The sequence below is a fragment of the Haliscomenobacter sp. genome (assembly GCF_965225875.1).
In the GTDB taxonomy this organism is placed as follows: domain Bacteria; phylum Bacteroidota; class Bacteroidia; order Chitinophagales; family Saprospiraceae; genus Haliscomenobacter.
On record NZ_CBDDBS010000002.1, the window covers coordinates 659403 to 683061 of the forward strand.

The window sequence follows — 23659 nt, forward strand, 5'->3', positions numbered from 1 at the left end:
TCATTCTTTTGATTGGACAAAAGGATATTTTTAAAATTTTTTATTAATCTTCACCTAGGGCAAAAGGATTTCCCTATTTTCGCCAATAGTGACAGATTAAACTACAAAGGATCATGCAGAGAGGCAATAAAACCAAAAAACATTGGCTGTGGCTGGCTGGATTAGGCGCCATTGGAAGTATTGTGCTACTGTCGGAATGCGCCAAAGGCCCCGATGCTCTGGGGACCGCCCTTCCCGACGTTGTCGATTTTAATTTTCACGTCAAGCCCATTTTGTCCGACCGTTGCTTCAAATGCCACGGGCCCGACGCCCAGAAGCGCGAGGCCGATTTGAGGCTGGATACCAAAGAAGGACTGTTCCAGGCGCTGGAGAAGCACAAAGACCAGTTTGTGGTTGTACCCGGCAAACCTGAAAGTAGTGAAATGTGGCGGCGCCTCAACCACGAAGACCCCGATCAAATAATGCCACCACCCAACAGCAACCTTAGCCTGAATGAAACGGAAAAAACCATCATCCGTCGCTGGATTGCGCAGGGGGCCAATTACCAAAAACACTGGGCTTTTATAGTGCCCAAAAAAGCTCAACTGCCCAAAGTCAAAAACAAAAACTGGGAAAGCCCCATCGACCGCTGGGTACTTGCCAAAATGCAGGACCTGCGCCTGGAACCCAACGAGCGTGAAGAATGGCCACGCCTGATCCGTCGCGTTTGCCTCGACCTCACCGGATTGCCACCTACTGAGGCCGTGATGAAAAAATTTGGCGCAGATGATTCTCCCGCCAATTACCGCCGCCTGGTCGATTACCTCTTGAAACAACCTACTTTTGGCGAACGGATGGCTACCCATTGGCTTGACGTATCCCGTTACGCCGACTCGCACGGCTATCAGGACGACGGGCCACGTACCATGTGGCCCTGGCGCGACTGGGTGATCCACGCCTTCAATACCAACATGCCTTTCAACCGCTTTGTCAGTTGGCAAATCGCGGGCGATTTGTTGCCCAATCCAACGAAGGAAATGCTGCTCGCCACGGGTTTCAACCGCAACCACAAAATCACCCAGGAAGGGGGCGTCATTCAGGAGGAGTACCGCATTGAATACGTGACCGACCGCACCAACACCTTCAGCAAAGCCTTTATGGGCCTGACGATGGAGTGCTCCAAATGCCACGACCACAAGTACGATCCAATTACCCAGAAGGAATATTACGAGTTGTTTTCCTTCTTCAATAGTGTGCCCGAAGTGGGTCTATATGGCGATATTTCCGCCGTTTCACTGGCCGATCCACCCCGCATGTACATCCACAACTCCACCGTGCGCGACACCTTGCCTTTCATCAATAAAAAACCGACGGATACTGCCGTAGTTATGATTATGCAGGAGATGCCCAAGCCACGCACCACCTATATCCTCAAGCGCGGCCAGTACGACGCCCATGCTGATTCTGTGGAAAGGGGGACACCAAAATCCGTATTGGCTTTTGACAAAAAATTCAAAGCCGATCGTGCAGGACTGGCAGACTGGCTCTTCAGCCCAAAACATCCCCTAACTGCCCGGGTATTCACCAACCGGATGTGGATGGAGTTTTTCGGGACAGGTATCGTCAAGTCTTCGGAAGACTTTGGAAACCAGGGCGAATTGCCCACCCATCCAGAACTGCTGGATTGGTTGGCCGTCGACTTCCGCGACAATGGCTGGGATGTCAAACGCCTGATCCGGCAAATTGTACTCTCTGAAACCTACCAGCAATCTGCAGCCATCAGCAAACGCAAACAGGAAGTAGACCCTGAAAACCGCTACCTCGCCCGGGGCCCTCGCCTGCGCATGAGCGCCGAGATGATCCGCGACAACTGGTTGGCCACCTCCGGTTTAATCAATCCCGAAGTAGGAGGCCCAAGCGTCAAACCTTACCAACCCGAGGGTTTGTGGGAAGACACCAACCCTGGCCGCGGGCCGCTGATGTTTTACAAACAGGATAAAAAAGAAAAACTCTACCGCCGGAGTTTGTACACCTTCTGGAAACGCACCGCTCCCCCACCCTTCATGTTGACCTTTGACGCGCCAATGCGGGACTACTGCGTCCCCAAACGCACCCGTACCAACACGCCCTTGCAAGCGCTCAACATGCTGAATGACCCACAGATGTTGGAAGCAGCGCGCTGGTTGGCCGCCAATCTGCTCAAAAAAACGGGTAATGGGGAAACAGCGGTCGGCAAGGCTTTTGAACGCATCCTGACCCGCAGTCCGGAAAGCTCGGAGCTGAAGCAACTCCTGGCTTATTACCAAAAGCGACTCAAAACCTTGCAAGCGGATAAAACCCGCGCCGAAAAAATGCTCCAGGTCGGCGAAGTCGCCCAGGCCAAAGGTGTCAACCCCAGTGAATGCGCTGCCCTCAGCGAAGTGGTCCAAATCATTTACAACATGGATGAAACCATCACAAAGTAGTTTGATCATGCAAAAGGAAATTCTCGAATCCAAACTCAATATCAACCGACGGGCTTTTTTCTCCAAAATGAGCATCGGTATCGGTTCATTGGCCCTAGGTTCCCTATTGATTCCTGATTTATGGAAAGGGGATGAAGATGATGTAGCAGCCATGTTGCCTGGCCTCTCGCATTTTGCCCCTAAGGCCAAACGCATCATCTACCTCTTCCAGTCGGGCGCACCCTCCCAATTGGAAACCTTTGATTACAAGCCCAAACTCCGCGAGATGTTTGGCCAGGAGCTCCCACCTTCCATCCGTCAGGGCCAACGCCTGACCGGGATGACTAGCGGGCAAAGTTCCTTCCCCATTGCACCCTCCTACATCAACTATAAACAATACGGGCAAAACGGCACCTGGATCAGCGACTTTTTTCCACACATTGGCAAAGTTGCTGACGACATTTGTGTCATCCGTACCCTGCATACCGAGGCCATCAACCACGACCCGGCCATCACCTTTTTCCAAACCGGCAACCAACAATCGGGTCGCCCAAGTATGGGTGCATGGATGAGTTATGGGCTGGGCAGCGAGAATGAAAACCTGCCCGCGTTTATGGTGCTGACCAGTCGGGGCAAGGGCAATAGCCAAGGTTTGTACGCCCACCTTTGGGGCAGTGGCTTCCTGGACTCAGTGCACCAAGGGGTAATGCTACGCGGGGGCAAAAACCCAGTATTGTACCTCAAAGACCCCGAAGGCATGAGCCAGGCAGAGCGGCGACAGATGTTGGACCAAATTGCCGCGCTGAACCAAAATAGCTACGAGCAAATGGGGGACCCCGAAACCCTGGCACGCATTCAGCAATACGAAATGGCTTACCGCATGCAAACTTCGGTGCCTGAGTTGATGGACCTGAAGGATGAGTCGGATTATACTGTGAAATTGTATGGCCCTGATTGTCTGGTGCCGGGCACTTATGCTGCCAATTGTTTGCTGGCGCGGCGTTTGGCCGAGCGGGGCGTACGTTTTGTGCAATTGTATCACCAGGGTTGGGACCAACACGGCAACCTGCCCAATGAAATGGGTGGCCAGGCCAGAGACGTGGATCAAGCCTCTGCTGCCTTGATCACCGATCTGAAACAACGGGGATTGTTGGAAGATACCCTCGTGATTTGGGGTGGAGAATTTGGCCGCACCGTGTACTGCCAAGGGGAGTTTAAGGCCGACAATTATGGCCGCGACCATCACCCACGTTGCTTCAGCATCTGGATGGCTGGCGGCGGCATCAAACCAGGGATCACCTACGGCGAAACTGACGATTTCAGCTACAACATTGCCAAAGATCCGGTACACATCCACGATTTCCAGGCTACCATTATGAACCTGATGGGCATCGACCACGAAAAGTTGATCTTTAAACACCAAGGGCGGCGGTATCGATTGACGGATGTGAGTGGGAAGGTGGTGCCGGGAATCATGGCGTAAACAAACCAGTCAATCTCTCAAGTCACACCAAACATCGTAAATGCATCATTCCTAAGGTGTTCTAAGGTGTCTAAGGTGGTTCAAAAATGAACATGTTTTATTTGAACCACCTTAGGCACCTTAGAACACCTTAGAGGCGGTGCGCAAACGGAGTTTGTGCTTTTTTGTAAAAATTTGTGTCATTTGTGGCTCAAAAACTCTTGCCGAAGGCGGACATTAAACAGTCTTACACAATGAATACTCGCTTTGCCTCTATACTCGAAAACCTGCGTTTTTTCCTGAGCATCCTGCTCGTTTTTTTGCTGGTTTTTGAAAAGTACATCCATCTGCCCGCCTTCCTGGCCGTTTTGGGCCGGATGCACCCCCTGATTTTACACTTCCCCATCACCCTTGCTGCAGTGGGCGGTATTGGGCTCTTGTTTCCTGCCAAATACGAATTGGCTGCCTGGTCTCGGAGGATGGAATTTTGGTCGGTCACTGCCTCCATTACCGCTTTGACTGCCCTGTTTGGGCTGTTTTTATCCCGCGAAGGAGGTTATGACGAAGCTACCTTAAACTGGCACAAATATTCAGCGGCAATCCTGACCCTCGGAGCAGGGTACCTGGCGTGGCGTTTTGGTAAAGGCTCATTGCGGGCGGGTTTTGTCCCTTTTGGTTTGGCAACTTTGGCCCTTACCCTCATTTGTGGGCACCAGGGTGGGGTGTTGACCCATGGGAGCAATTTTTTACTGGAGCCGGTTCGGCCAAATGTAGCGGCGAGCCCGGTTGTAGCGGATGTACAAAAGGCAGAAGTATTTCGGGATGTAGTGCGCCCTATTTTGGAAAAGAAGTGCTTCAACTGCCACAATCCCAATAAAACCAAAGGTGATCTGTTGATGACCACGTTGGAAGGGCTCAAAAAAGGGGGTGAAAATGGCCCCATTTTTATCCCCTTCCAGCCCGATTCCAGTCACATGATTATGGCTGCCCATCTACCTGAAGATGATGACCGACACATGCCTCCCGCCGGAAAGCCCCAATTGACCCCGGATGAGTTGAAAATCATCCATTTCTGGATCAAAAAGGGAGCTGATTTTGGCGCAAAAGTGAGCGCTTATTTGCCCAATGACACCCTTGATGTTTGGACAAAAAGTATCCCCACGGCAGCAGCGGCCTTGCCCCAAATTCCCGCCGCATCCGAAAAAACCATCGAATCGCTCAAAAGTAATTTTTGCAACATTCGGCCATTGGCGCAAGGAAGCCCTTACCTGGAAGTAGTGGTGCTCAATCACCAGGACTATCAGGCCGATGTGTTCAAAAAATTGCAAAAAATCAGCAAGAACATTTACCGCCTGGAAACTTCCGGTGCGCCAGTAACGGATCAGGAAATCAATGCCATAACGGGTTTGGAAAACTTGCGGGAATTGGGTTTGGGTCGAACCAAAATTACGGGTAAAAACCTCAGCGACCTGCTTAAACTGAAACATTTGCAGGTGCTCAAACTGCACGCCAATAAGTTGAAGGCCAAAGACATTGAACCCCTGTTGGGCAGCAAAAACTTGCACCTTTATCTCTGGGGCAATCCACTGGAGGACAAAGAATTGGCCCAATTGCGCAAAAAAGCGGGTAGCATGAAACTGGATTTGGGCACCCCTCCCGACACCGCCGTATTGCAACTCAACAAACCCATTGCCGAAAAGCCAGTCGCCTATTTTCAAAACTCCACCGAACTGGTACTCAGTCATCCCCTCCAGGGTGTTAAAATTTATTACACCACCGATGGCCGCAATCCCGATGGAGAAAAGGGGATTGGCAAGGTATACAAGGTGCCAATTTTGGTTAAAAACGACCTACAAATCAAATACCGGGCTGAGTTGGATGGTTGGCACGCCAGCGTGATGGATTCATTGGCCTTCAAAAAGACCCGCTTTGTTCCCGATCGATTTGAGCTTAAAGTGCCAGCCGACCCCAAATACATGGGTGGTGGAGATTCCGTCATTTTTAACCTGGCCAAAGGTGGCCCCAACCACACCGTCAACGATGGTTGGCTTGGCTTTCACAGTACTGCACATTTGGACGTAGAGTGCTTTTTTAAAAATCCACCTGAAATCCAAAAAGTGAGCATCGGCACCTTGCTCATTGACAATGCCTACATTACGCCGCCCGTGAGTTTGGAGGTATGGGGCAGCAATACCAAGGGGCAATGGGAAAAAATTGGCACCCAAAGTTTCCCCATCCCTACGGGGCCACAATACGGCAACCGCTTTTACGACTGCAAGGTCAAACCGGGAAAATACGCCTATTTGAAAGTCGTCAGCAAACCCATTGCCAAATTGCCTTCCTGGCATCGAGGGAAAGGGGAACCGGGTTGGCTCTTTGTGGATGAAGTGTTGATCAATTGATTGTCGCCACAGAAACGTTTGGACCATGAAATACGCAGCAAACAAACCAAATTGGGTGAATTAGACGTATTTTTATAAAAATAAGCAAATGATCCGATTGAGTTTTTTGTTGTTCCTGATCAGTATTACCGCTGGCACCTGCCAAAATCAGGTTGCCAAGTCCAAAAATGCCACAAACGCCAAACAGGCTGACATGCACAGCCATAACCCTTATTATTCTCGTACCGACACTAACCATCTGAACGTATCTGACGCGGAATGGAAAAAAGTACTCCCGGAAGACCTTTACCTCGTGGCACGAAAAAAAGCCACCGAACCAGCCTTCACGGGAAGGTTCTGGGATTTTGAAGGGCTGGGTACTTATTACTGCGCGGCATGTGGCAACCCCTTGTTTCGTTCCGACGCCAAATTTGCCAGTTCCTGTGGCTGGCCAAGTTTTTATGAAGCCCTGCGCCGCAATAGTGTGCGCTACGAAACGGACACTTCCTACGGAATGATTCGCACAGAAGTACTTTGTGGCCGCTGCGATGGACACCTCGGGCACATTTTCGATGATGGCCCGGAGCCTACCGGGAAAAGATTTTGTATGAATTCGATTATTTTGGATTTCGAACCCGATTCCGGCAAAAAATCGAAGTAATTTTGCGCCCGATTTGAGCGCTTGTTAAAAAAGCGCAGATTCCCAATAGGTCCTTTATGAAAAAATACGTCTTGCAGCTTTTGCTGCTAACGACTTTGTTGAATGTGGTGAATGCGCAGGAAAAGCGAGATAGCAACAAAGTCAAAGTAGTGGGGTTGCCGCTCTTTTTTTATTCTCCTGATACCCGGTTTGGAATTGGGGCTGGAGGAATTGCCACTTTCCGCACCCCACTTTCTCCTCAGGCATCCAGCGTTACATTTAGTTTTGCTTATACCCAGCGGAAACAATTGTTGGCCTGGTTTCCCTATCAATTGTATTTGGGAAAAGGCAAATACCTGACTTATGGTGAAGTGGGTTGGTACCGCTATCAGTACCAGTTTTTTGGCATCGGAAACGAGTATGCTGACGACTATCTGGAAAAATACACCGCCCAATATCCAAGGGTACGTTTCACCTTCTTGCGCAATTTGAAAAAAGGGCACGCTCTGGGCTTACGCCTGGCGTTGGACGATGTAAAAATAGTCAACTACGATTCAAGCGGACTCTTGCTGCAAAAATCCATCCGAGGTTGGGACGGGGGGCGGTCCGCTGGAGCTGGACTGGTATGGTGGCGAGATACCCGCGACAATCGTTTTTACCCAGGCAAAGGATCCTACCTGGAAACATCATTTTACCTGGAGGACCAGTTTACAGGTTCTAATTTCCAGTTTTCACGGGCTAGTCTGGACGTGGGGAAATTTTTCACGCTGGGCAAAAAAACCATTCTTGCGGTACAGGCCATGGGCACTTTTACTTTGGGTACCGATGTGCCTTTTTTTAATCTGGCTCAATTAGGTGGTCCTCGCCGTTTACGGGGATATTTTGAGGGCAAATACCGGGACAAACACCTGTTGCTGACTCAAGCGGAGTTGCGCCAGGAAGGTTTCGGCCGATTTGGCGGGGTGCTGTTTTTGGGTACGGGCGCAGTGTTTGGCACTCCGGAAGAAAGCATCAAATGGAGGCCCAATGGAGGCCTGGGTATCCGGTATCAATTGGATAAAAAACAGAAGATCAACCTGCGGGCGGATTATGGTTTTGGGGTGAAGAGCCAGGGGTTTTATTTGACTTTTGGTGAGTCGTTTTGATGGGGCGAAGTACCCATAGAGGCAGGTCCGGTCAGTTTTGTGTTAGCTGGTACAAGTCTCCAGACTTGTACCCACATTCTCGCGTCTCTGACGCACGAGCAACGCGAAAATATTTAATGAACACACGTCAGAGACGTGTCAATATTGGTACAAGTTTCTAGACTTGTACCAGCCCAGCGGGCATCCGCAAGGGATGCCCCTACAGGTATCCTTTGGCTTGCAGGGTGAACAGTTCGGCGTATTTTCCTTTCTTTGCCAGTAGCTCCTCGTGGCTACCAATTTCCACCAATTGACCATTTTCCAGTACCAAAATGCGATCGGCCATCCGTACGGTGGAAAAACGGTGTGAAATCAACACTGCCGATTTTCCGGTGATCAATTCTGCAAAACGTTGAAAGACCTCGTGTTCTGCGCGGGCATCCAGGGCTGAAGTGGGTTCGTCTAGAATCAAGAGTTGGGCGTCGCGCATGTAGGCACGCCCGAGGGCAATTTTTTGCCATTGCCCCCCGGATAATTCCACGCCGTTTTTAAAACGTCGCCCCAGCATTTGCTCGTAACGTTCTGGCAGTTGTTCGATGACGGTATTCGCCAGGCTTTTTTCAGCCGATTCGAGTACATCGTCTTGTTCATCTTTGTGCAGGATGTTGCCAACCGCAATGTTTTCCCCAGCAGTCAATTGGAAACGGATGTAATCCTGGAAAATGATGCCAATGTTTTGGCGCAGGGATTGGAGGTTGTAATCCCGAATGTCTACCCCATCGATGAGGATACGGCCTTCGGTGGGTTCGTACAAACGAGCCAGGAGTTTGACCAAGGTTGTTTTACCTGCTCCATTTTCACCGACCAGGGCCAGCTTTTCACCCGCATGAAGGGTAAAAGAAAGATTACGGATGGCCCAGCGCTCTTGATCGGGATACTTAAAGCTGACATTTTCAAAAACAAAACCGCTTTGTATTTTCTCAGGGAACAGCTGGCTCCCAGGGGTAGAAATGATTTCTGGCTTGATGTTGAAAAAATCGAAGAGATCTTTAAGGTACAAGGCGCTTTCCGCAATTTTGGAAAAACGGGTCATTACTCCTTCCAATAAACCATGCAAACGTTGAAAAGAACCCGTCAAAAAAGTAAGTGAACCTACCGTAATCAAACCACCCACGGTTTGAAGCGCAATCAACACATAAGCACCATAATAAGCCACTGAACCTAGAGCTGCCAACAACAGCCCCCAAAAAGAGCGTTTGATCACAATCTTGCGATTGGCCAGGAAATATTGATGGGAGAGTTTTTTGAATCGCTCGATGATGAAATTGGAGAGGTTGAAAATTTTGACCTCCTTGGCGGTTTCGTCGCTGGCACCGATGTAGCGCAGGTAGTCCAACTCCCGTCGTTCGGGTGTCCAGTTCAGGGATAAGGAATAGGATTGTTGGTTGAAGTAAGATTCGCCTAAAAAAGAAGGGATCACCGCAACGACCAGGATCAGAATCAACCAGGGGTTGAAGGCCACCAAACCCGCTCCCAGGAAAAGGATGGTTATGATGTCCTGAAATTGAGTCAACACTTGCGACATCAAAACCGTTCGATTGGTGGTTTGACGGCGAGCGCGTTCCAGCTTATCGTAAAATTCGGGGTTTTCAAACTGAAACAAGTCCAGCTTGGCGGCGTGTTGCATGATGTCGACGGAGGTACGGTTGGAGACCAGGTCACCCAATAGATTTTCGGTCAGACCAATGCCCCGGTTGAGGAAATCTGAAACAATCACAATGGCAAATTCAGCCCCCAACCAGGTCCACAACTGGCTTAAGTCTTTTTCAGGTGCACTGATCAGGCGAATGATTTCGTCCACAATCAACTTGCCGAGGTAAAGGGTAAGCAAAGGCGCTCCGGCTTTCACCAGGCGTAAAACGATATTGATGGTCGCCAACCGTGGTTCAGTTTGCCAAATCAGGGCAAAAAATGCGGGTAAATTTTTCAGCGCAGAAAACTGATCGGCCAGCTTGACTTTTTTTGATGTAGTACTCATAACTCAACATTACAATGAAAAGGCTACAAAAGTTTAAAGCAGATACGTTCCTTTTTTTATCATGTTGCTTACCTTTACTTTTATGGAGAATGAGCTGCAAGAATTGATCGATATCCTCGAATTGTTAAAAATCGAAAAAAAGGAAGATTTTGAACAGCACCGCAAAGTGATGGACAGCCTTAGTCCAGAGCAGCGGCGAGCCAAAGGCCTGGCCTGGTATCCTTTAAATGCCATTCAGCAAGGGTATACCATTGGCGAACGTGCTTTTGTAGTTGTGGAGCGTACCCAGGGGAAAGGTCAGGAGCACCAATTTCGGGCGGGCAAAACCGTACGTTTTTATACCCAACACAGCGATGTACACAACCCAGAACGCAATGGCGTGGTGTATTATGTGGATAAAGACAAAATGCGGATCATCCTCAATACCCGGGATCTGCCAGACTGGATTGGCATGGGGCAACTTTCCGTGGATATTCTTTTTGACGAACGCACCTACATTGAAATGGAGAAGGCCATGCAAAAGGTCATCTCTGCGCCTAAGGGGCGTTTGCAGGAATTGCGTGCCGTTCTTCTGGGGCACAAACCTGCCCATTTTAATCCGGTCGAATCCCCCATCAAAATCGCCACACTCAATCCTTCTCAAAACCTGGCGGTAACCCAAATTCTGGCGGCCCAAGAGGTAGCGGTCATTCATGGACCTCCTGGCACGGGCAAAACCACTACCCTGGTGCAAGCCATTAAATTACTGGCGGAAAGAGAAAAAACGGTGCTGGTTACGGCGCCCAGCAATACTGCGGTGGATTTGTTGAGTGAAAAACTGGCTGAGCAGGATTTGCGCGTGGTTCGGGTTGGCAATATTTCCAGGGTAGATGAGAGCATCGTCAGGCATACCCTAGAATACCAAATATCCCAGCACCCGGAGAGCAAAAACGTTAAAAAAGTCAAAATCCAGGCCGCAGAATGCCGTCGCCAGGCCAATCGCCTGCGCAGCAAACGGGGCTACGAGGCTTACGAAGAGCGCAAAAAAATGGAACAGGAGGCAGCAGAGCTTTCTGCCTGGGCCAATTCCCTGGAACAACGCCTGATCGATATGATCCTTGACGATGCCCAGGTCATCACCTGCACCCTGGTTGGCGCAGCCCACCCCGTGCTCGATCAGCGCAAATTCCGCACCGTTATTGTTGATGAAGCCGCACAAGCCCTGGAACCCGCCACCTGGATCCCAATTACCAAGGCATCAAAGGTCGTACTCACTGGTGACCCTTTCCAATTGCCTCCAACCGTAAAATCACAGGAAGCAGCCAAGAAGGGCTTCAACATCACCATGATTGAAAAGTGCCTCAAAAGACTGCAACAGGTCAATTTGCTCAACATCCAATACCGGATGAATGAAGCGATTATGGGTTTCAGCAATCGCCAGTTTTACAACAACGAACTGATGGCTGCCCCTCAGGTGAAAGACCGGCAATTGGACATTGAACTCAACGCTCCGGTTATTTTTATCGATACTGCGGGTTGTGGTTTTGATGAAAAAGTGCATCATGCTTACCAGAGCAAGTACAACCCGGAAGAGTTCCAGATTCTACGCGAGCACTTGTACCAATTGGCGGACGCGTTTTTAGAAAAAGAGCCGCCATCCATTGCCATTATCTCCCCTTACCGGGAGCAAGTCATGCACATTGAAGAGGAATTGAAAGATGACCCGATGCTCAGCAAACTGGATTTGGACATCAATACCATCGATGGTTTTCAAGGGCAGGAAAAAGACGTGGTTTTCATCTCGCTGGTACGTTCCAATATGAAGGGAGAAATTGGTTTCCTGACTGATTATCGGCGCATGAATGTAGCCATGACCCGGGCGCGCAAACAGTTGATCATTGTGGGTGATAGTGCTACGATTGGGAACAATAAATTTTATGGGGAATTCCTGTCGTACTGCGAGGAGGTGGGTGAGTATCGGAGTGCTTGGGAGTATATGCAGAGTTGAAAAAGTGAAAAGTGAAAAATAATAATACAAAAAGCAAAGGCTCCGTATCGAATTCATCGATGCCGGAGCCTTTGCTTTTCACTTTTCGCTTTTAGCTATTCGCTTAATAAGTCCAAAGGTCGTGTTCCAGGTTGAAAATTTCCTGCTTGATCTTGTCGGCTTCCAGCAGCAGGTCGCGGCCAGTAAACTGATCTTGCAAACGCAGGTCTTTTACGTTGGAAGTTTTGTAGATATAGCTGGAGAAGTAGCGCATCTCGAATACGTCTTCCCAGGTCATTGGAGCGCCATCGTTTTGGTCGTTGAACACTTTTTCACGTGCCAACAATTCACGGGCATCTGGGTAATAGATCCAGAACAACACGTTTTCACCCACCTTGTCGCCTGTAGAGGTTTTTACAGGCAATACTGGAGCAACGCCCAGGATACGCACCTGCATGGAAGATGATTCCTTGTCGAAGAACCAGATTTCTTTTACCCGGATACGCTGTACGTCTTCGGTGATATTGACATCACTTTTGATGATCTGTTGTTTTTGCTCGTAAGTGACGGGGTCAGTTACCATCACTGTATCGATTTTGTACAGCAGGCCATTCACAGCAGATGTATCAAGGCGAGTTTTGAATTCTTCATCAGCAAAGATGCGCAAAGGCTTCTCTTTGTTGTTGATCGCTTCCAGCAAAATTTGTACGAATGGACGTTTGGGGTAAGCGAACGGAAGGTTCATTTTTTCCCGTACGTCAATGATCCGCCAAATGCGCTTCTTCCAAAAAATGTCTGCTTCACGGGGTTGGTCGTATGGAAGCACGCGTTTTTTGGCCGTAATGCTGCTCTCAACCACATCGTCGATCGGATTGGGCAAACCATCGGTGGGGCCCGATTCCGTTTGGATCATATCGATCTGTTGCGCAGTCAGAGGGGCAACAGCGATACAGAGGATAAAAAGAAGACCGAATAATTTGGCGGCCATTTTCATATTCTTGCTTTTTACTTTGACAAAAAAGTGTACCCAATAAACGAGTTTATTGGGTACAGTAGTATAACGGATTCTTAAAAATTTTCTCAAGCGATCAAATGGATTTCATCGTTGAAAAAAATGTAGCATCCAATGTATACACATGCCGTATTATTGCACTTTGAAGGTAACTTGGTTGATCTTACGACCCGCCGCGTCTCCAGGGCATTTTGCACGAATGTTGTCAAAAATGTACTGGTCACCAGGCTTGGCCTGATTGATGATGTTACGAGCTTGACCTCCGAATGCTCCACCGGGGTTAGACACCTGAATCGGGTCTTGACGACGTGGGATGTAAATCACGTTGTAACCTAAGATGTCGCAGCGTGCTTCGAAGTCAAAGTTTTCCAAAACTGGAATTACCCCACCTTGAGCCTTCAATACCCCGTTTCCGATCTCACCACCTGTAGAGTTGTTGATTTTCGCAACTGGGTCTGGAATCGGCTTAACACGGAATTCAAACGCAGTAGCTTTCAAGCCATCACCAGATACCGTTACAGTAGCTCTTCCAGGGGCAGATACACGTGCAGTATATTTACCGCCACCACCAGAAAGAGAAACACCACTACCAGAAACCCTTAAGGAGTTTGTAGAAACACCAGCAGCTACTACTGATACAGGGTTGTCAACCCCCATGTAGAACACGTTCATTTTATCTGCAGAAACAGTTACTGAACGACGTCCAACTTCGTATTCAAAGTCTTTGGTATAGGTACTACGCTCACCAGTTGAAGGGTTTGTCAAAGTAACTGCTACCTTATACGGGCGAATACCTGTACCTGTAGGCGTTTCTGTAAACTTAGCAATACCTTCCGAAACAGGCAATGAGCGCCCGTTTACAGAAATCACTACGTTGTCACTGATTGACTTGGAGCTGGCACCTACTGAAATTTCAGATTCAAAAGTTTCACCAGCAATGACATAGCTTTTCTTGGCAGAAGAAATCGGGATAAAGTTGTCTACTTTGAATTCTTTTGCACCGACCTGGCTCAATAAGAAGTTCAAAATAGCAGCTTCACTACTCTTCATGTCTTGCTGATACTTGGACAGCAAAGGGAAAGCAGCAGCCAGTGGCAGTTGGTTGAAGGTGTATTTAGCCCAGGTATTTACACCGCGCTCCTTCTTCCAATCCCCCTCGCCTACTTTGAGGGTAATTTCTTTCTCTTTTTCTGCAATAGATTGAGCATTGATCAATGATACACCTTTCAAACCATTCAAGATATTGATCAGCTTATCATGGGTATCGTTAATGCGAGCATACAATTTATCGCCATTGCCTTGATTGACCATAAAACGAGAAGTAATCTCCTTGTTTTTGTATCCTTTAGGCTGACCTGGATGATGGTGATCATCTTTTGGGTAATACCCACCTGTTTGTTTCACCATTTCTTCACGCAGACCTTCAACATAAGCGTTGAACTCTTTGGATAAGGTTTGTACTTCTTTTGCAGCAGTAACTAATCTGCTATATTTAGCTGGATCGGTTTCTACGGCCTTTCCCAACTGCTCTACAGTTTTATCATTAGTAGTCTTCAATACATTACTACTATTGACTATACCTGTATTAATCACAAAAAAGGCATTGATGATCTTCGCAGAAACGTTGAGGGCAAGCATGGCAGTTAACACGAGGTACATGATGTTGATCATTAACTGCCGCGGCTCCTTTGGAATTGACATGTTTTTTCTTTTTTCCGGGTTAGAAAAATGATTCCGAAACGGGACCGATTACCCTTGGCGAACGTTGGCCATTGCCGTGATCACCGAGCCATATACATTATTCAGCGAAGAATAAGTTGTGTTCAGCTTGGAAATGTTTTTGTTCAACTCTGTCAAGCCTTCTTTTACCACTTTGGTTTCTTCAGCAGAATCAGTCAAGTCAGCCATAGCTTCGTTCAACTTGGTATAGAAGTTGTTCATTGACTTGAGTTGTTCTTTGGTGCCCGAAAAGTCAACCTCTTGCAGCGCCTTCAAAGAACCCAGGCTTCTGGACATACCTTGCAGTTCTTGCAACATGCCACCCAATTGTTGTTCTACCACTTCGCCGTTCAGGGCTGGAGTATTAACTGGTGTAGTTACCGTAGAAATACCAGGAGTCATTGGTTGCATAGGTGCATTATAACTATCCAAACCTGGGTACAGTTTTTCCCAGTAGTAATCTTTATCAGGGCCGATTACACCCAAGAAAAGGAAAAGCAGGGCCTCTGTAATCATACCGAGGATTAGCATTTCATCCGCACCGGTCCAGGACATAATTTTGAAGAGTGCACCAAGCAGTACTACAGATGCACCAACACCAATGATCAGGTTTTTGAGGTACTTGAATCCTTTCGATTTCAGGAAGCTCATTGTTCAGGATTTTTTTGATGGTTAGACAAAGAATATGGTTGTTCGTTGGGATTTTTTACCCAGGTTACAATCACAATAATGTAGATTTGGGAAAAGGTTACAGTTTTGTTGAAAAAAAAGTTGAATGCTTCGGTTTCACTCGGCACCCAGTACTTCGACTACGCTCAGTGAGCGGATGCTGAGCGAAACCGAAGCATTCAACTTTTTTCCACAAAGCGGAAGGATACTGCACAACAGGTGTGCAGTATCCTTTCGCTTTATCGATCCAGATATGGATTAGAAATCGTTGATGGAACGACCCAAGAAGGTAAGTGCACAACGGAAACCTACGTAAGACTTGGTGGTGTCTTGGTATTCGTAGCTACGTGCACCCGTCTGAAGGAAGTGATGAATATCTTTCCAAGAACCGCCACGAATAACTTTGCGCTTATTTTCTGGTGTATCATCGTCCTCGGCATCGTAACGGATGTCGGGGTTCAAATCGTGCAAGAAGGAATAAGCGTTCTCATAGTATGCTGTATTGGTCCATTCTGCAACGTTACCAGCCATGTTGTACAAGCCGTAGTCGTTGGGGAAATAAGCATCGGCGGCCACGGTGTAGAAACCACCATCTTCGGGGTAGTTACCACGACCTGGTTTGAAGTTGGCCAACAAACAACCTTTGGCGTTGCGGATATACGGCCCACCCCATGGGTACATTGCCCGATCACGACCACCGCGTGCGGCGTATTCCCACTCGTGTTCGAAGGGGAGTCGGTAGTTTTCGGTGTTTTGCCCATCCTTACTGTCGGAAGTTGCTTTGTTCCACAACATGGTACGCCAGTAACAGAAAGCGTTGGCAGTGTGCCAGTCGATACCCACTACGGGATATTCATCAAAAGCAGGGTGCCAAAAGTAGTTCCGAGCATGAGGCTCATTGTAAGAATAGGCAAAGTCGCGCACCCATACCAGCGTATCGGGATAAACATTTACCTCTTTTTCTTTGATGAATTCGTTGCGAGGAGAACGGCCACGATCGTTAGCCGCTTTTTTCCAATCGTACCAGGAGTATTTGTACTTCAGGTTACGAACGTCAATTTCTTTTTTGCCCGCAAAACGGTCATCGCCTTGGTAGTACATTTCGGCGAGGGCACCATCGGGGTCTTCCCAATCGATTTCCTGTTCCCAGTCGATGCGACCTTCGTCGGCATCGTCTTCGTCACTTTCGAGGAAGTGCTCCAGAATCGTATGAGCAATTGAATCCTTTACCCAGTAAACGAACTGGCGGTATTCATTGTTGGTGATTTCAGTTTCGTCCATAAAAAACCCTTGGATAGAGATTTGTTTGGGACGCTGAACAAAGGTGTTGCTGACATCCTGATCGCTGGGGCCAACCAACAAGGTGCCAGAGGGGACGTAGACCATACCGTAAGGATTGATTCCTTTCCAAACTGGACGGTCGAGAACTCCGATTAGTTCTCCGCTTTCTTGTTTTCCGCAAGAAAGTGCTACAAATACCAGCGCAACTAGTGCAAGCTTGAGTACGTTTTTCATGTTAATACCCGAGTTTTCCTTCAGACTTTAAACAGCTTCGATAAAAAGCCGCGTAAATATAGATCGTTTAGAAATTTAAAAAAACTTAATTGGTGCGTTTCGCCCTAAGTTTAACAATCCGCTACTTCAAACGCGAAGCCCACACTGCTTATTTTAGTGAATCAAAAAAAGTTTAGAGTACCATTATTCCGCTTACAGTAACCGAGGATTGTAGATGATTTTGGGCTTGCGCCCTTTTCCAATCCCCTGTTGGATGCGGTAATGCACCCTTAACTCGTGAGATCCATTGCTTACTTCACGCAATGGTGAGAGAACCAAATCGTAGGCATATGCCACGCTCAACTTCTCATTTAGTTTTGCTCCTGCGATCAAACCAAGAGCATCAATGCTATTGGAATTATACCCTCTAAACGAAGCGCCGCCAAAGATATTGTCATTATATCGAATTAACAAACCTAGGTCAGTTTGTATTTGTGTCAAATCCGTACGTACAATGGCAGAGGGTTGAAACAATAGACTGGTTCCCAAAGGAAAGGAGGTTTGGGCATTAAAAAAAATGCTCCGTGTCGTTTTTAGGTCAAATTCGCTGAGCCTGATACTTGCCGCAGAAACGTTGCGAACGGCGAGGCCAAAGTTCCATTTTTCACTTTGAAAATATGCCCCAACATCAAAAGTGGGTGACATTCCACTCATTGCTCCAGCAGATAGAATGGCGTCATTGTGGTTGATTAAAATGTCTTGGTAGGTGCCATCGGGCGCACGTAGCTGTGATCCATCCAAGCCATACTGCATGAAACCGCCGGATACACCAAGCCCCAAAACGGCTTCACCCAGCTCCATTTGATAATTGTAACTGAGCATCAAATTGCTGTTGCGTTGAGCACCTAGCTCATCGTTTTCAAATTTCACTCCAAAGGCGGCTCTAAATTGTGGCAAAGGAACCTGTAGCAAGGCAAACTGAGACATCGGTGCCCCCGGCAAACCACCCCATTGTTGCCGAATGCTGGCGGTGAGGCTCAAATCCTGATCAATGGCCGCCGCACCAGGGTTCCAATAATATGGGCTAAGCATGTGTAAAGTGTACTGTGCCGATTGTTGGGCATACATAGTGGTGCAACCCAATAAAATGCCCCAAAGGAGGGTGTGAAGTTTACGCATAGTTAAGATTTTCGGTCAAAGCCTGTCGTACAGTTCAAATTTGCGCAGTACAACTTAATAGTGGGGCAAAAATAAATGTTCATTTTTCTTAAGCCAAAGGATTAGATAAGACACTTAAAATGAATCGTTTACTTATCTAACCCTATGGCAAAATGAACATTTATTTTTTTATCGCCCCATAGCACTGATCTTTGGAAGTAAAATAGAACAATTTGAGCGTATCGTCAAAAATTTGAGCCAAAGTATCTTCAGTCCAGTCGGCTGTGTGACGTAAGTGTCGAGTTTCCAACGAGGTTTCACAAAAGGCTTGGTTTTGTGTTGCCAGCAATTCAAGCATGTTCTTTTTGGAAAACGTATTCCACAGACTAGAGTTGGCAAAGAAGCAACAAAAAACCAATAATTCTATAGCTTCTTTCACCCAGTACCTAACATTAGGTATAAGGGTTGCTACCTCATGCTAGGTAATTTTTGCATAACGGTGATTTTTGTTAGTAGAAAAAGAAAAAAAACGATCTATTTTGCACCAGAATTGTTACTTAGATTAAATCAAAATAAGCGTACTCGTGGTCGCAACTACAAATACCGGAAAGCAATTGGCCAAACTAAAGGTTGGCAGCAAAGGGCATGTTTCCCATTTCACCGATAATTGCATGGCTTGCAAGTTATTGTCGATGGGCATTTTGCCGGGCACCCAAATTGAAGTGGTACGTGCAGCCCCATTTGGCGGCGGGTGCTACATCAAAGCAGACAATCTGTTGATTGCTTTGCGCAAGTCGGAAGCCTGTAGCATTATGGTTCGTTAATTTTTTCATTCGTTATCTAGTTCTGTCAAAGGTTTGAAACCAGTTCTATCGCCCGCTCTTGAACCAAAGATTGCCCTCATTGGTAACCCCAACAGTGGCAAAACTTCGATTTTTAATCAACTCACCGGCCTACAACAGAAGGTAGGCAACTTCCCAGGTGTTACAGTTGACAAAAAAACCGGTACCCTGGAACTCCCTGGTGGTACCCGTGCCGAGCTGATCGACCTTCCCGGTGCTTATAGTTTTTATCCCACTTCCAAAGATGAAAAGCTGGTTGTCCAAAGTTTGGTACAACCTGGCAACGAAAATTACCCGGATGCCATCGTGTACATCGCCGATGTCACCAAGTTGGAAAAACACTTGCTGCTGTTCAGCCAACTCAAAGACCTGGGCATTCCAGTGCTACTCGCCCTCAATATGGCCGACGTAGCGGAACAGGAAGGCTTGCAATACGACTTGGAGAAGCTCAGCCGCAAATTGGGGGCCCCTACCCTGCTGGTCAGTGGCCGTACGGGCGAAGGACTGGGGCAATTGAAGCAGATGATGGTCGATTTATTGGCTCAGGCACCTGCCGGAAACGCACCACTCGATAGCACCCAATACCGCCTTGCTCCAGAAGAAGCCAAACTGATTACCCAAATTCAAGGCGAATTTCCAGGATATACACCTTATCAATTGATACTTTTGGCACACCATATTAAGTGGTTGCCTTTTTTAACGCCCGCTCAAAAAACAACCATTGAGCAGGCCATCAACAATACCGGGTTTCAGGATTTGCAATTGCAAGTGTATGAAACCATGCAGCGCTACGATCAGTTCACCCCGATTGTTCAACAAGCCCGGGATCGGGACTCAGCTCAATCTGCGAGTTTTACCGAAAGACTGGACGACTTACTGACCAACCGCTTTTTGGGGCCAGTGGTGTTTTTTGGTTTGATGCTGATGATTTTTCACGCCTTGTTTACCTGGGCTGAACTGCCCATGAATTTCATTGAGGACACATTTGGTAGCCTCAATACTTTCCTTCAAAACAACCTGCCCAAACATTGGCTGACAGATTTATTGACGGAAGGGATCGTGACAGGCTTGAGTGGCGTAGTGGTTTTTGTGCCTCAAATTGCCATCTTGTTTTTCCTCATATCCCTACTGGAAGAGGTAGGTTACATGGCGCGTGCAGCGTTTATGTTTGACCGCATCATGCAGTTTTTTGGTTTGAATGGCCGCAGTGTGGTCGCACTCATTTCGGGTGGCGCATGTGCCATTCCCGCGATCATGAGTACCCGTACGATTAGCAATTGGAAAGAACGTTTGATCACCATACTGGTTACACCTTTCATTAGTTGTTCGGCGCGGATTCCAGTGTATACTGTTTTGATTGGATTTGTGGTGCCGCCTACCAAGGTCGGTTTTGTCAGTTTGCAGGCCTTGGCCTTTATGGGGCTTTACCTCTTGGGAATTGCTGCGGCCTTGTTGGCTGCGCTGGTTTTCAAATTGATTTTGCGCACCAACGAAACCAGCTATTTGATGCTGGAATTGCCTGAGTACCGCTTACCGGTCATGCGCAATGTATGGCTGACCGTATGGGAAAAAGTAAAAACCTTCACCTTTGAAGCCGGACGAATCATTCTGATCATCAGTATGGTACTCTGGCTCATGTCTTCTTTTGGCCCGCCGGGGGCAATCAAACGGGCAGAAGAAGTGGCCCGCCGCAGTGCCCAATTAAAAAATCTGGATGAAACGGCTACCCAGGATTTGATCGATGCTCAGGTGATGGAAGCTTCCTTTGCCGGGCAATTGGGCAAGTTCATTGAGCCAGCTATCCGGCCACTGGGTTTTGACTGGAAAATTGGCATTGCACTGATTACTTCTTTTGCAGCGCGGGAAGTTTTTGTAGCTACTATGGCTACCATTTATAGCATCGGCCACCAAGATGACGAGTATTCCATCCGGGAAAAAATGGCCAAACAGCGCGATCCAATCACCAAGGAGTTGATTTACAGTCCGGCTACGTCCCTATCGTTATTGCTATTCTACGTTTTTGCCATGCAATGCATGAGTACGATTGCGGTGGTCAAACGGGAAACAAAGTCTTGGAAATGGCCACTGATTCAGTTCGGGTTTATGACGGGGCTGGCGTATTTGAGCAGTTGGTTGGCGTATATGTGGTTGAGTTGAGGAAAATTACTGCTATAACCGTCATTTAACTGCACAATCCTTTCATTCGGCATCAATCCCGCGTTCCCTTTTTTCATCTTCCGTTTTTTTTCGATCTTGTCAGCACGTATTCTTTACTGACAACTGACATGAAAAAAATCACTACCACCCTATTTTGTGGGGTCTTTTGCCTGCTCATGGCCCAGGCCCAATCTCCCGCCGCCCTAAGCATCGACCAAATTATGCTTGGCGATCGCTTCACCGGCTTTTCGCCCGAAAACGTCTTTTGGGGCGAAGACAACAAAACCATCTATTTCAGTTGGAACCCGACGATGGATACCCTGAGTAGCCTGTACAAAGTGGTATTGCCCAACGGGAAACCCGAAAAAGTCAGCCTGGATGAACAACGCAAAATGCCTGGCAACGGCGAATACAGCAAAGACTATCGCCGCAAGGTATTCGGCCGCAACGGCGATGTGTTTTTGCTCGATTTGACTACTGGCAAGGAGCAGCAAATCACCAATACCTTTGACAATGAAGGTAGCCCCCGGTTTACGGGCGATGGCAAAGGCCTGACCTGGGTGAGCAACAATAATCTCTACCATTGGGACAGCGCAACTGGCAGCATTGCCCAACTGACCAATTTCCGCAATACCCCCTCCCGACCCAGCGCCAAACCACTGGAATACGAGACTTGGCTGAAGGAAGACCAGATGGATATGTTTGAAGTATTGCGCTGGAGGAAAGGCCAACGCGATATTCGTGAGCGCCAAAACAAAGCGCTGGAGGTCAAACGGCCCCGCGAAATCAACTACGGCACCAAGTTTGTAAGCGGCTTACAGGCCAGTCCCGACCTGCGTTTCGTCACCTTCCGCTATACCAAACGCGCCGAGCCAAAAAGTACGGACGTACCCAACTACGTCACTGAATCCGGTTACACCACCGACCTGACGGCCCGTTCCAAAGTCGGCACCCCTCAGGATACCTACGAGTTTGGCATTTACGACCGTACCCGCGACACCTTTTATATGGTAGACACTAAAAAGCTGGAAGGCATTTACGACAAACCTGCTTTTCTGAAGGAATACCACAAGGGCGAAAAACCCTACAACCCCAAATACGACAAGCCCCGCGAAGTGTCTTTTACCAATGTTTCGTTTTCCGATGATGGTAAAGCCGTCATTTCCCTACGCGCACAAGACAACAAAGACCGCTGGATCGTGCTCATTGACCTGCTTACCGGACAGCTCAAACAACTGGATCGCCAGCACGACGACGCCTGGATTGGCGGCCCGGGAGTGAGCGGTTTTGGCGGAGGCGGCATCGGTTGGTTGCCAGACAATGAACACCTGTGGTATCAATCCGAAGAAACTGGTTTTTCACACATCTACACGGTAAACGTCAAAACCGGAGTTAAAAAAGCACTGACCATCGGCAATTTTGAAATCCTGGAAAGCAACCTGTCTCGCGATGGCAAATTCTTTTTTGTCACCGCCAGTGCCGATGGCCCGCACGAGCGCCATTTTTACCGCTTACCCGTAGCTGGAGGTAAATTGGAAAAAATCACCAGCCTCAAAGGAGGCAACGAGGCAGTATTGTCGCCGGATGAAAGCACCCTGGCCATTCGTTATTCTTTTGGCAACAAACCCTGGGAATTGTACTGGATGCCCAATCAGGCCGGGGCTATCGCCCAGCAAGTGACCAGCTCTACTACTGCTGCTTTCAAAACTTACCCTTGGCGGGTGCCTGAAATTGTCTGGTTTACCGCTCGGGATGGGGTAAAAGTACCCGCCCGCTTGTACAAACCCAGCAAACCTGCGCCCAGCCGCCCGGCGGTTATTTTTGTACACGGGGCGGGCTATCTGCAAAACGTACACAACTGGTGGAGCAGCTACTCGCGGGAGTACATGTTCCACAATTTCCTGGTAGATCGGGGTTACACCGTTTTGGATGTGGATTACCGGGGTAGTGCGGGGTATGGTCGCGACTGGCGCACGGGCATCTACCGCCACATGGGTGGCAAGGATCTGGACGATCAGGTGGATGGTGCCAAGTATCTGGTGAGTACCCACAAAGTGAATGCCCAAAACATCGGGATTTACGGTGGCTCTTACGGTGGGTTCATCACCTTGATGGCCTTGTTTAATGCCCCTGAAACCTTCAAAAGTGGAGCGGGTTTGCGCTCGGTGACCGATTGGGCGCATTACAACCACGGATACACCGCCAACATCCTGAACACCCCCGTGGAGGACAGCATCGCTTACCGCCGCAGTTCGCCAATCTATTTTGCGGAGGGGCTGAAAGGCAACCTGCTGATGTTACACGGAATGGTGGATGTGAATGTGCATTTCCAGGATGTCGTTCGTTTGTCTCAACGTTTGATTGAATTGAAAAAGGACAAATGGGATTTGGCCGTTTTCCCGCTGGAGGATCACGGGTTTATTGAGCCAAGTAGCTGGTCGGATGAGTACAAGCGGATTTTCAAGTTGTTTGAGGAGACGTTGAAATAATTGGGTGCCAGGTTCCAAAGTTCCAGGGTTCCATCCGGCACTTCGACTACGCTCAGTGACCGGATGGAACCCTTGAACCTTGGAA

16 protein-coding genes are annotated in these 23659 nt (G+C 48.2%); 10 read left to right on the plus strand and 6 right to left on the minus strand.

The genetic code is table 11. The annotated features are described in order from the left end of the window. Positions 1-113 precede the first annotated feature (113 nt). From ACO08K_RS05580 to ACO08K_RS05600, 5 genes are all read left to right on the plus strand, one after another. Entirely contained in the window at positions 114-2444 is a 2331-nt protein-coding gene (locus tag ACO08K_RS05580) for a DUF1553 domain-containing protein (protein WP_421795411.1), read from the plus strand. A 7-nt stretch (positions 2445-2451) separates the two neighbouring features. Beyond that, complete coding sequence (locus tag ACO08K_RS05585; RefSeq protein ID WP_421798293.1) at positions 2452-3906, plus strand: DUF1501 domain-containing protein; 1455 nt, start codon at positions 2452-2454, stop codon at positions 3904-3906. Positions 3907-4139: 233 nt separating this feature from the next. Then, entirely contained in the window at positions 4140-6287 is a 2148-nt protein-coding gene (locus tag ACO08K_RS05590) for a c-type cytochrome domain-containing protein (RefSeq protein WP_421795412.1), read from the plus strand. Between the two features lie 88 nt (positions 6288-6375). Continuing rightward, positions 6376-6927, plus strand: a complete 552-nt coding sequence (gene msrB, locus ACO08K_RS05595) for a peptide-methionine (R)-S-oxide reductase MsrB (RefSeq protein WP_421795413.1) — start codon at positions 6376-6378, stop codon at positions 6925-6927. A 56-nt stretch (positions 6928-6983) separates the two neighbouring features. After that, positions 6984-8051, plus strand: coding sequence for a BamA/TamA family outer membrane protein (locus ACO08K_RS05600; RefSeq protein ID WP_421795414.1), 1068 nt, complete (start codon positions 6984-6986; stop codon positions 8049-8051). A 199-nt stretch (positions 8052-8250) separates the two neighbouring features. On the opposite strand, the gene ACO08K_RS05605 is transcribed toward ACO08K_RS05600, so the two are convergent. After that, positions 8251-10068 carry an ABC transporter ATP-binding protein gene (locus tag ACO08K_RS05605; protein ID WP_421795415.1) on the minus strand — a complete coding sequence of 606 codons (1818 nt, stop codon included), beginning with the start codon at positions 10066-10068 and terminating at the stop codon, positions 8251-8253. A gap of 61 nt (positions 10069-10129) precedes the next feature. Here ACO08K_RS05605 and ACO08K_RS05610 point away from each other — a divergent pair, with 61 nt between their 5' ends. Further along, positions 10130-12055 (plus strand): AAA domain-containing protein, encoded by a 1926-nt coding sequence (locus ACO08K_RS05610; protein WP_421795416.1) that lies wholly within the window; start codon positions 10130-10132, stop codon positions 12053-12055. A gap of 103 nt (positions 12056-12158) precedes the next feature. Here ACO08K_RS05610 and gldN read toward each other — a convergent pair whose 3' ends face one another. The 3 genes from gldN to gldL all read right to left on the minus strand — a co-directional run bounded on the left by gldN (position 12159) and on the right by gldL (position 15416). Then, positions 12159-13028 carry a gliding motility protein GldN gene (gene gldN / locus ACO08K_RS05615; RefSeq protein ID WP_421795417.1) on the minus strand — a complete coding sequence of 290 codons (870 nt, stop codon included), beginning with the start codon at positions 13026-13028 and terminating at the stop codon, positions 12159-12161. 150 nt (positions 13029-13178) lie between these two features. Further along, the gene (gene gldM, locus ACO08K_RS05620; RefSeq protein WP_421795418.1) at positions 13179-14747 is read right to left on the minus strand and encodes a gliding motility protein GldM; all 1569 of its coding nucleotides are present in this window, start codon (positions 14745-14747) and stop codon (positions 13179-13181) included. 48 nt (positions 14748-14795) lie between these two features. Then, a complete protein-coding gene (gene gldL, locus ACO08K_RS05625; protein ID WP_421795419.1) occupies positions 14796-15416 on the minus strand; it encodes a gliding motility protein GldL in 621 nt (206 codons plus the stop codon). A gap of 124 nt (positions 15417-15540) precedes the next feature. Between gldL and ACO08K_RS05630 the strand changes: the two genes are divergently transcribed. After that, complete coding sequence (locus tag ACO08K_RS05630; RefSeq protein ID WP_421795420.1) at positions 15541-15696, plus strand: hypothetical protein; 156 nt, start codon at positions 15541-15543, stop codon at positions 15694-15696. Here the strand turns inward: ACO08K_RS05630 and ACO08K_RS05635 are convergent. After that, a complete protein-coding gene (locus ACO08K_RS05635; protein WP_421795421.1) occupies positions 15693-16949 on the minus strand; it encodes an SUMF1/EgtB/PvdO family nonheme iron enzyme in 1257 nt (418 codons plus the stop codon). The two genes, ACO08K_RS05630 and ACO08K_RS05635, sit on opposite strands and share 4 nt — an antisense overlap. Positions 16950-17141: 192 nt before the next feature. Continuing rightward, positions 17142-18107: a PorP/SprF family type IX secretion system membrane protein gene (locus ACO08K_RS05640; protein WP_421795422.1), complete on the minus strand. Its 966-nt coding sequence runs from the start codon at positions 18105-18107 to the stop codon at positions 17142-17144. Positions 18108-18670: 563 nt separating this feature from the next. Here ACO08K_RS05640 and ACO08K_RS05645 point away from each other — a divergent pair. The 3 genes from ACO08K_RS05645 (at position 18671) to ACO08K_RS05655 (ending at position 23574) form a co-directional block, all read left to right on the plus strand. Continuing rightward, positions 18671-18910, plus strand: coding sequence for a FeoA family protein (locus ACO08K_RS05645; RefSeq protein ID WP_421795423.1), 240 nt, complete (start codon positions 18671-18673; stop codon positions 18908-18910). A 33-nt stretch (positions 18911-18943) separates the two neighbouring features. Next, complete coding sequence (gene feoB / locus ACO08K_RS05650) at positions 18944-21085, plus strand: ferrous iron transport protein B (protein ID WP_421795424.1); 2142 nt, start codon at positions 18944-18946, stop codon at positions 21083-21085. A gap of 128 nt (positions 21086-21213) precedes the next feature. Continuing rightward, positions 21214-23574, plus strand: coding sequence for a prolyl oligopeptidase family serine peptidase (locus ACO08K_RS05655; RefSeq protein WP_421795425.1), 2361 nt, complete (start codon positions 21214-21216; stop codon positions 23572-23574). Positions 23575-23659: the final 85 nt, after the last annotated feature.

What these genes read in the sequence shown, in the direction of transcription:
- ACO08K_RS05580 (WP_421795411.1), top strand. Translation starts at nt 114, where the DNA reads ATGCAGAGAGGCAATAAAACCAAAAAACATTGGCTGTGGCTGGCTGGA.
- ACO08K_RS05585 (WP_421798293.1), top strand. Translation starts at nt 2,452, where the DNA reads ATGCAAAAGGAAATTCTCGAATCCAAACTCAATATCAACCGACGGGCT.
- ACO08K_RS05590 (WP_421795412.1), top strand. Translation starts at nt 4,140, where the DNA reads ATGAATACTCGCTTTGCCTCTATACTCGAAAACCTGCGTTTTTTCCTG.
- msrB (WP_421795413.1), top strand. Translation starts at nt 6,376, where the DNA reads ATGATCCGATTGAGTTTTTTGTTGTTCCTGATCAGTATTACCGCTGGC.
- ACO08K_RS05600 (WP_421795414.1), top strand. Translation starts at nt 6,984, where the DNA reads ATGAAAAAATACGTCTTGCAGCTTTTGCTGCTAACGACTTTGTTGAAT.
- ACO08K_RS05605 (WP_421795415.1), bottom strand. Translation starts at nt 10,068, where the DNA reads ATGAGTACTACATCAAAAAAAGTCAAGCTGGCCGATCAGTTTTCTGCG.
- ACO08K_RS05610 (WP_421795416.1), top strand. Translation starts at nt 10,130, where the DNA reads ATGTTGCTTACCTTTACTTTTATGGAGAATGAGCTGCAAGAATTGATC.
- gldN (WP_421795417.1), bottom strand. Translation starts at nt 13,028, where the DNA reads ATGAAAATGGCCGCCAAATTATTCGGTCTTCTTTTTATCCTCTGTATC.
- gldM (WP_421795418.1), bottom strand. Translation starts at nt 14,747, where the DNA reads ATGTCAATTCCAAAGGAGCCGCGGCAGTTAATGATCAACATCATGTAC.
- gldL (WP_421795419.1), bottom strand. Translation starts at nt 15,416, where the DNA reads ATGAGCTTCCTGAAATCGAAAGGATTCAAGTACCTCAAAAACCTGATC.
- ACO08K_RS05630 (WP_421795420.1), top strand. Translation starts at nt 15,541, where the DNA reads ATGCTTCGGTTTCACTCGGCACCCAGTACTTCGACTACGCTCAGTGAG.
- ACO08K_RS05635 (WP_421795421.1), bottom strand. Translation starts at nt 16,949, where the DNA reads ATGAAAAACGTACTCAAGCTTGCACTAGTTGCGCTGGTATTTGTAGCA.
- ACO08K_RS05640 (WP_421795422.1), bottom strand. Translation starts at nt 18,107, where the DNA reads ATGCGTAAACTTCACACCCTCCTTTGGGGCATTTTATTGGGTTGCACC.
- ACO08K_RS05655 (WP_421795425.1), top strand. Translation starts at nt 21,214, where the DNA reads ATGAAAAAAATCACTACCACCCTATTTTGTGGGGTCTTTTGCCTGCTC.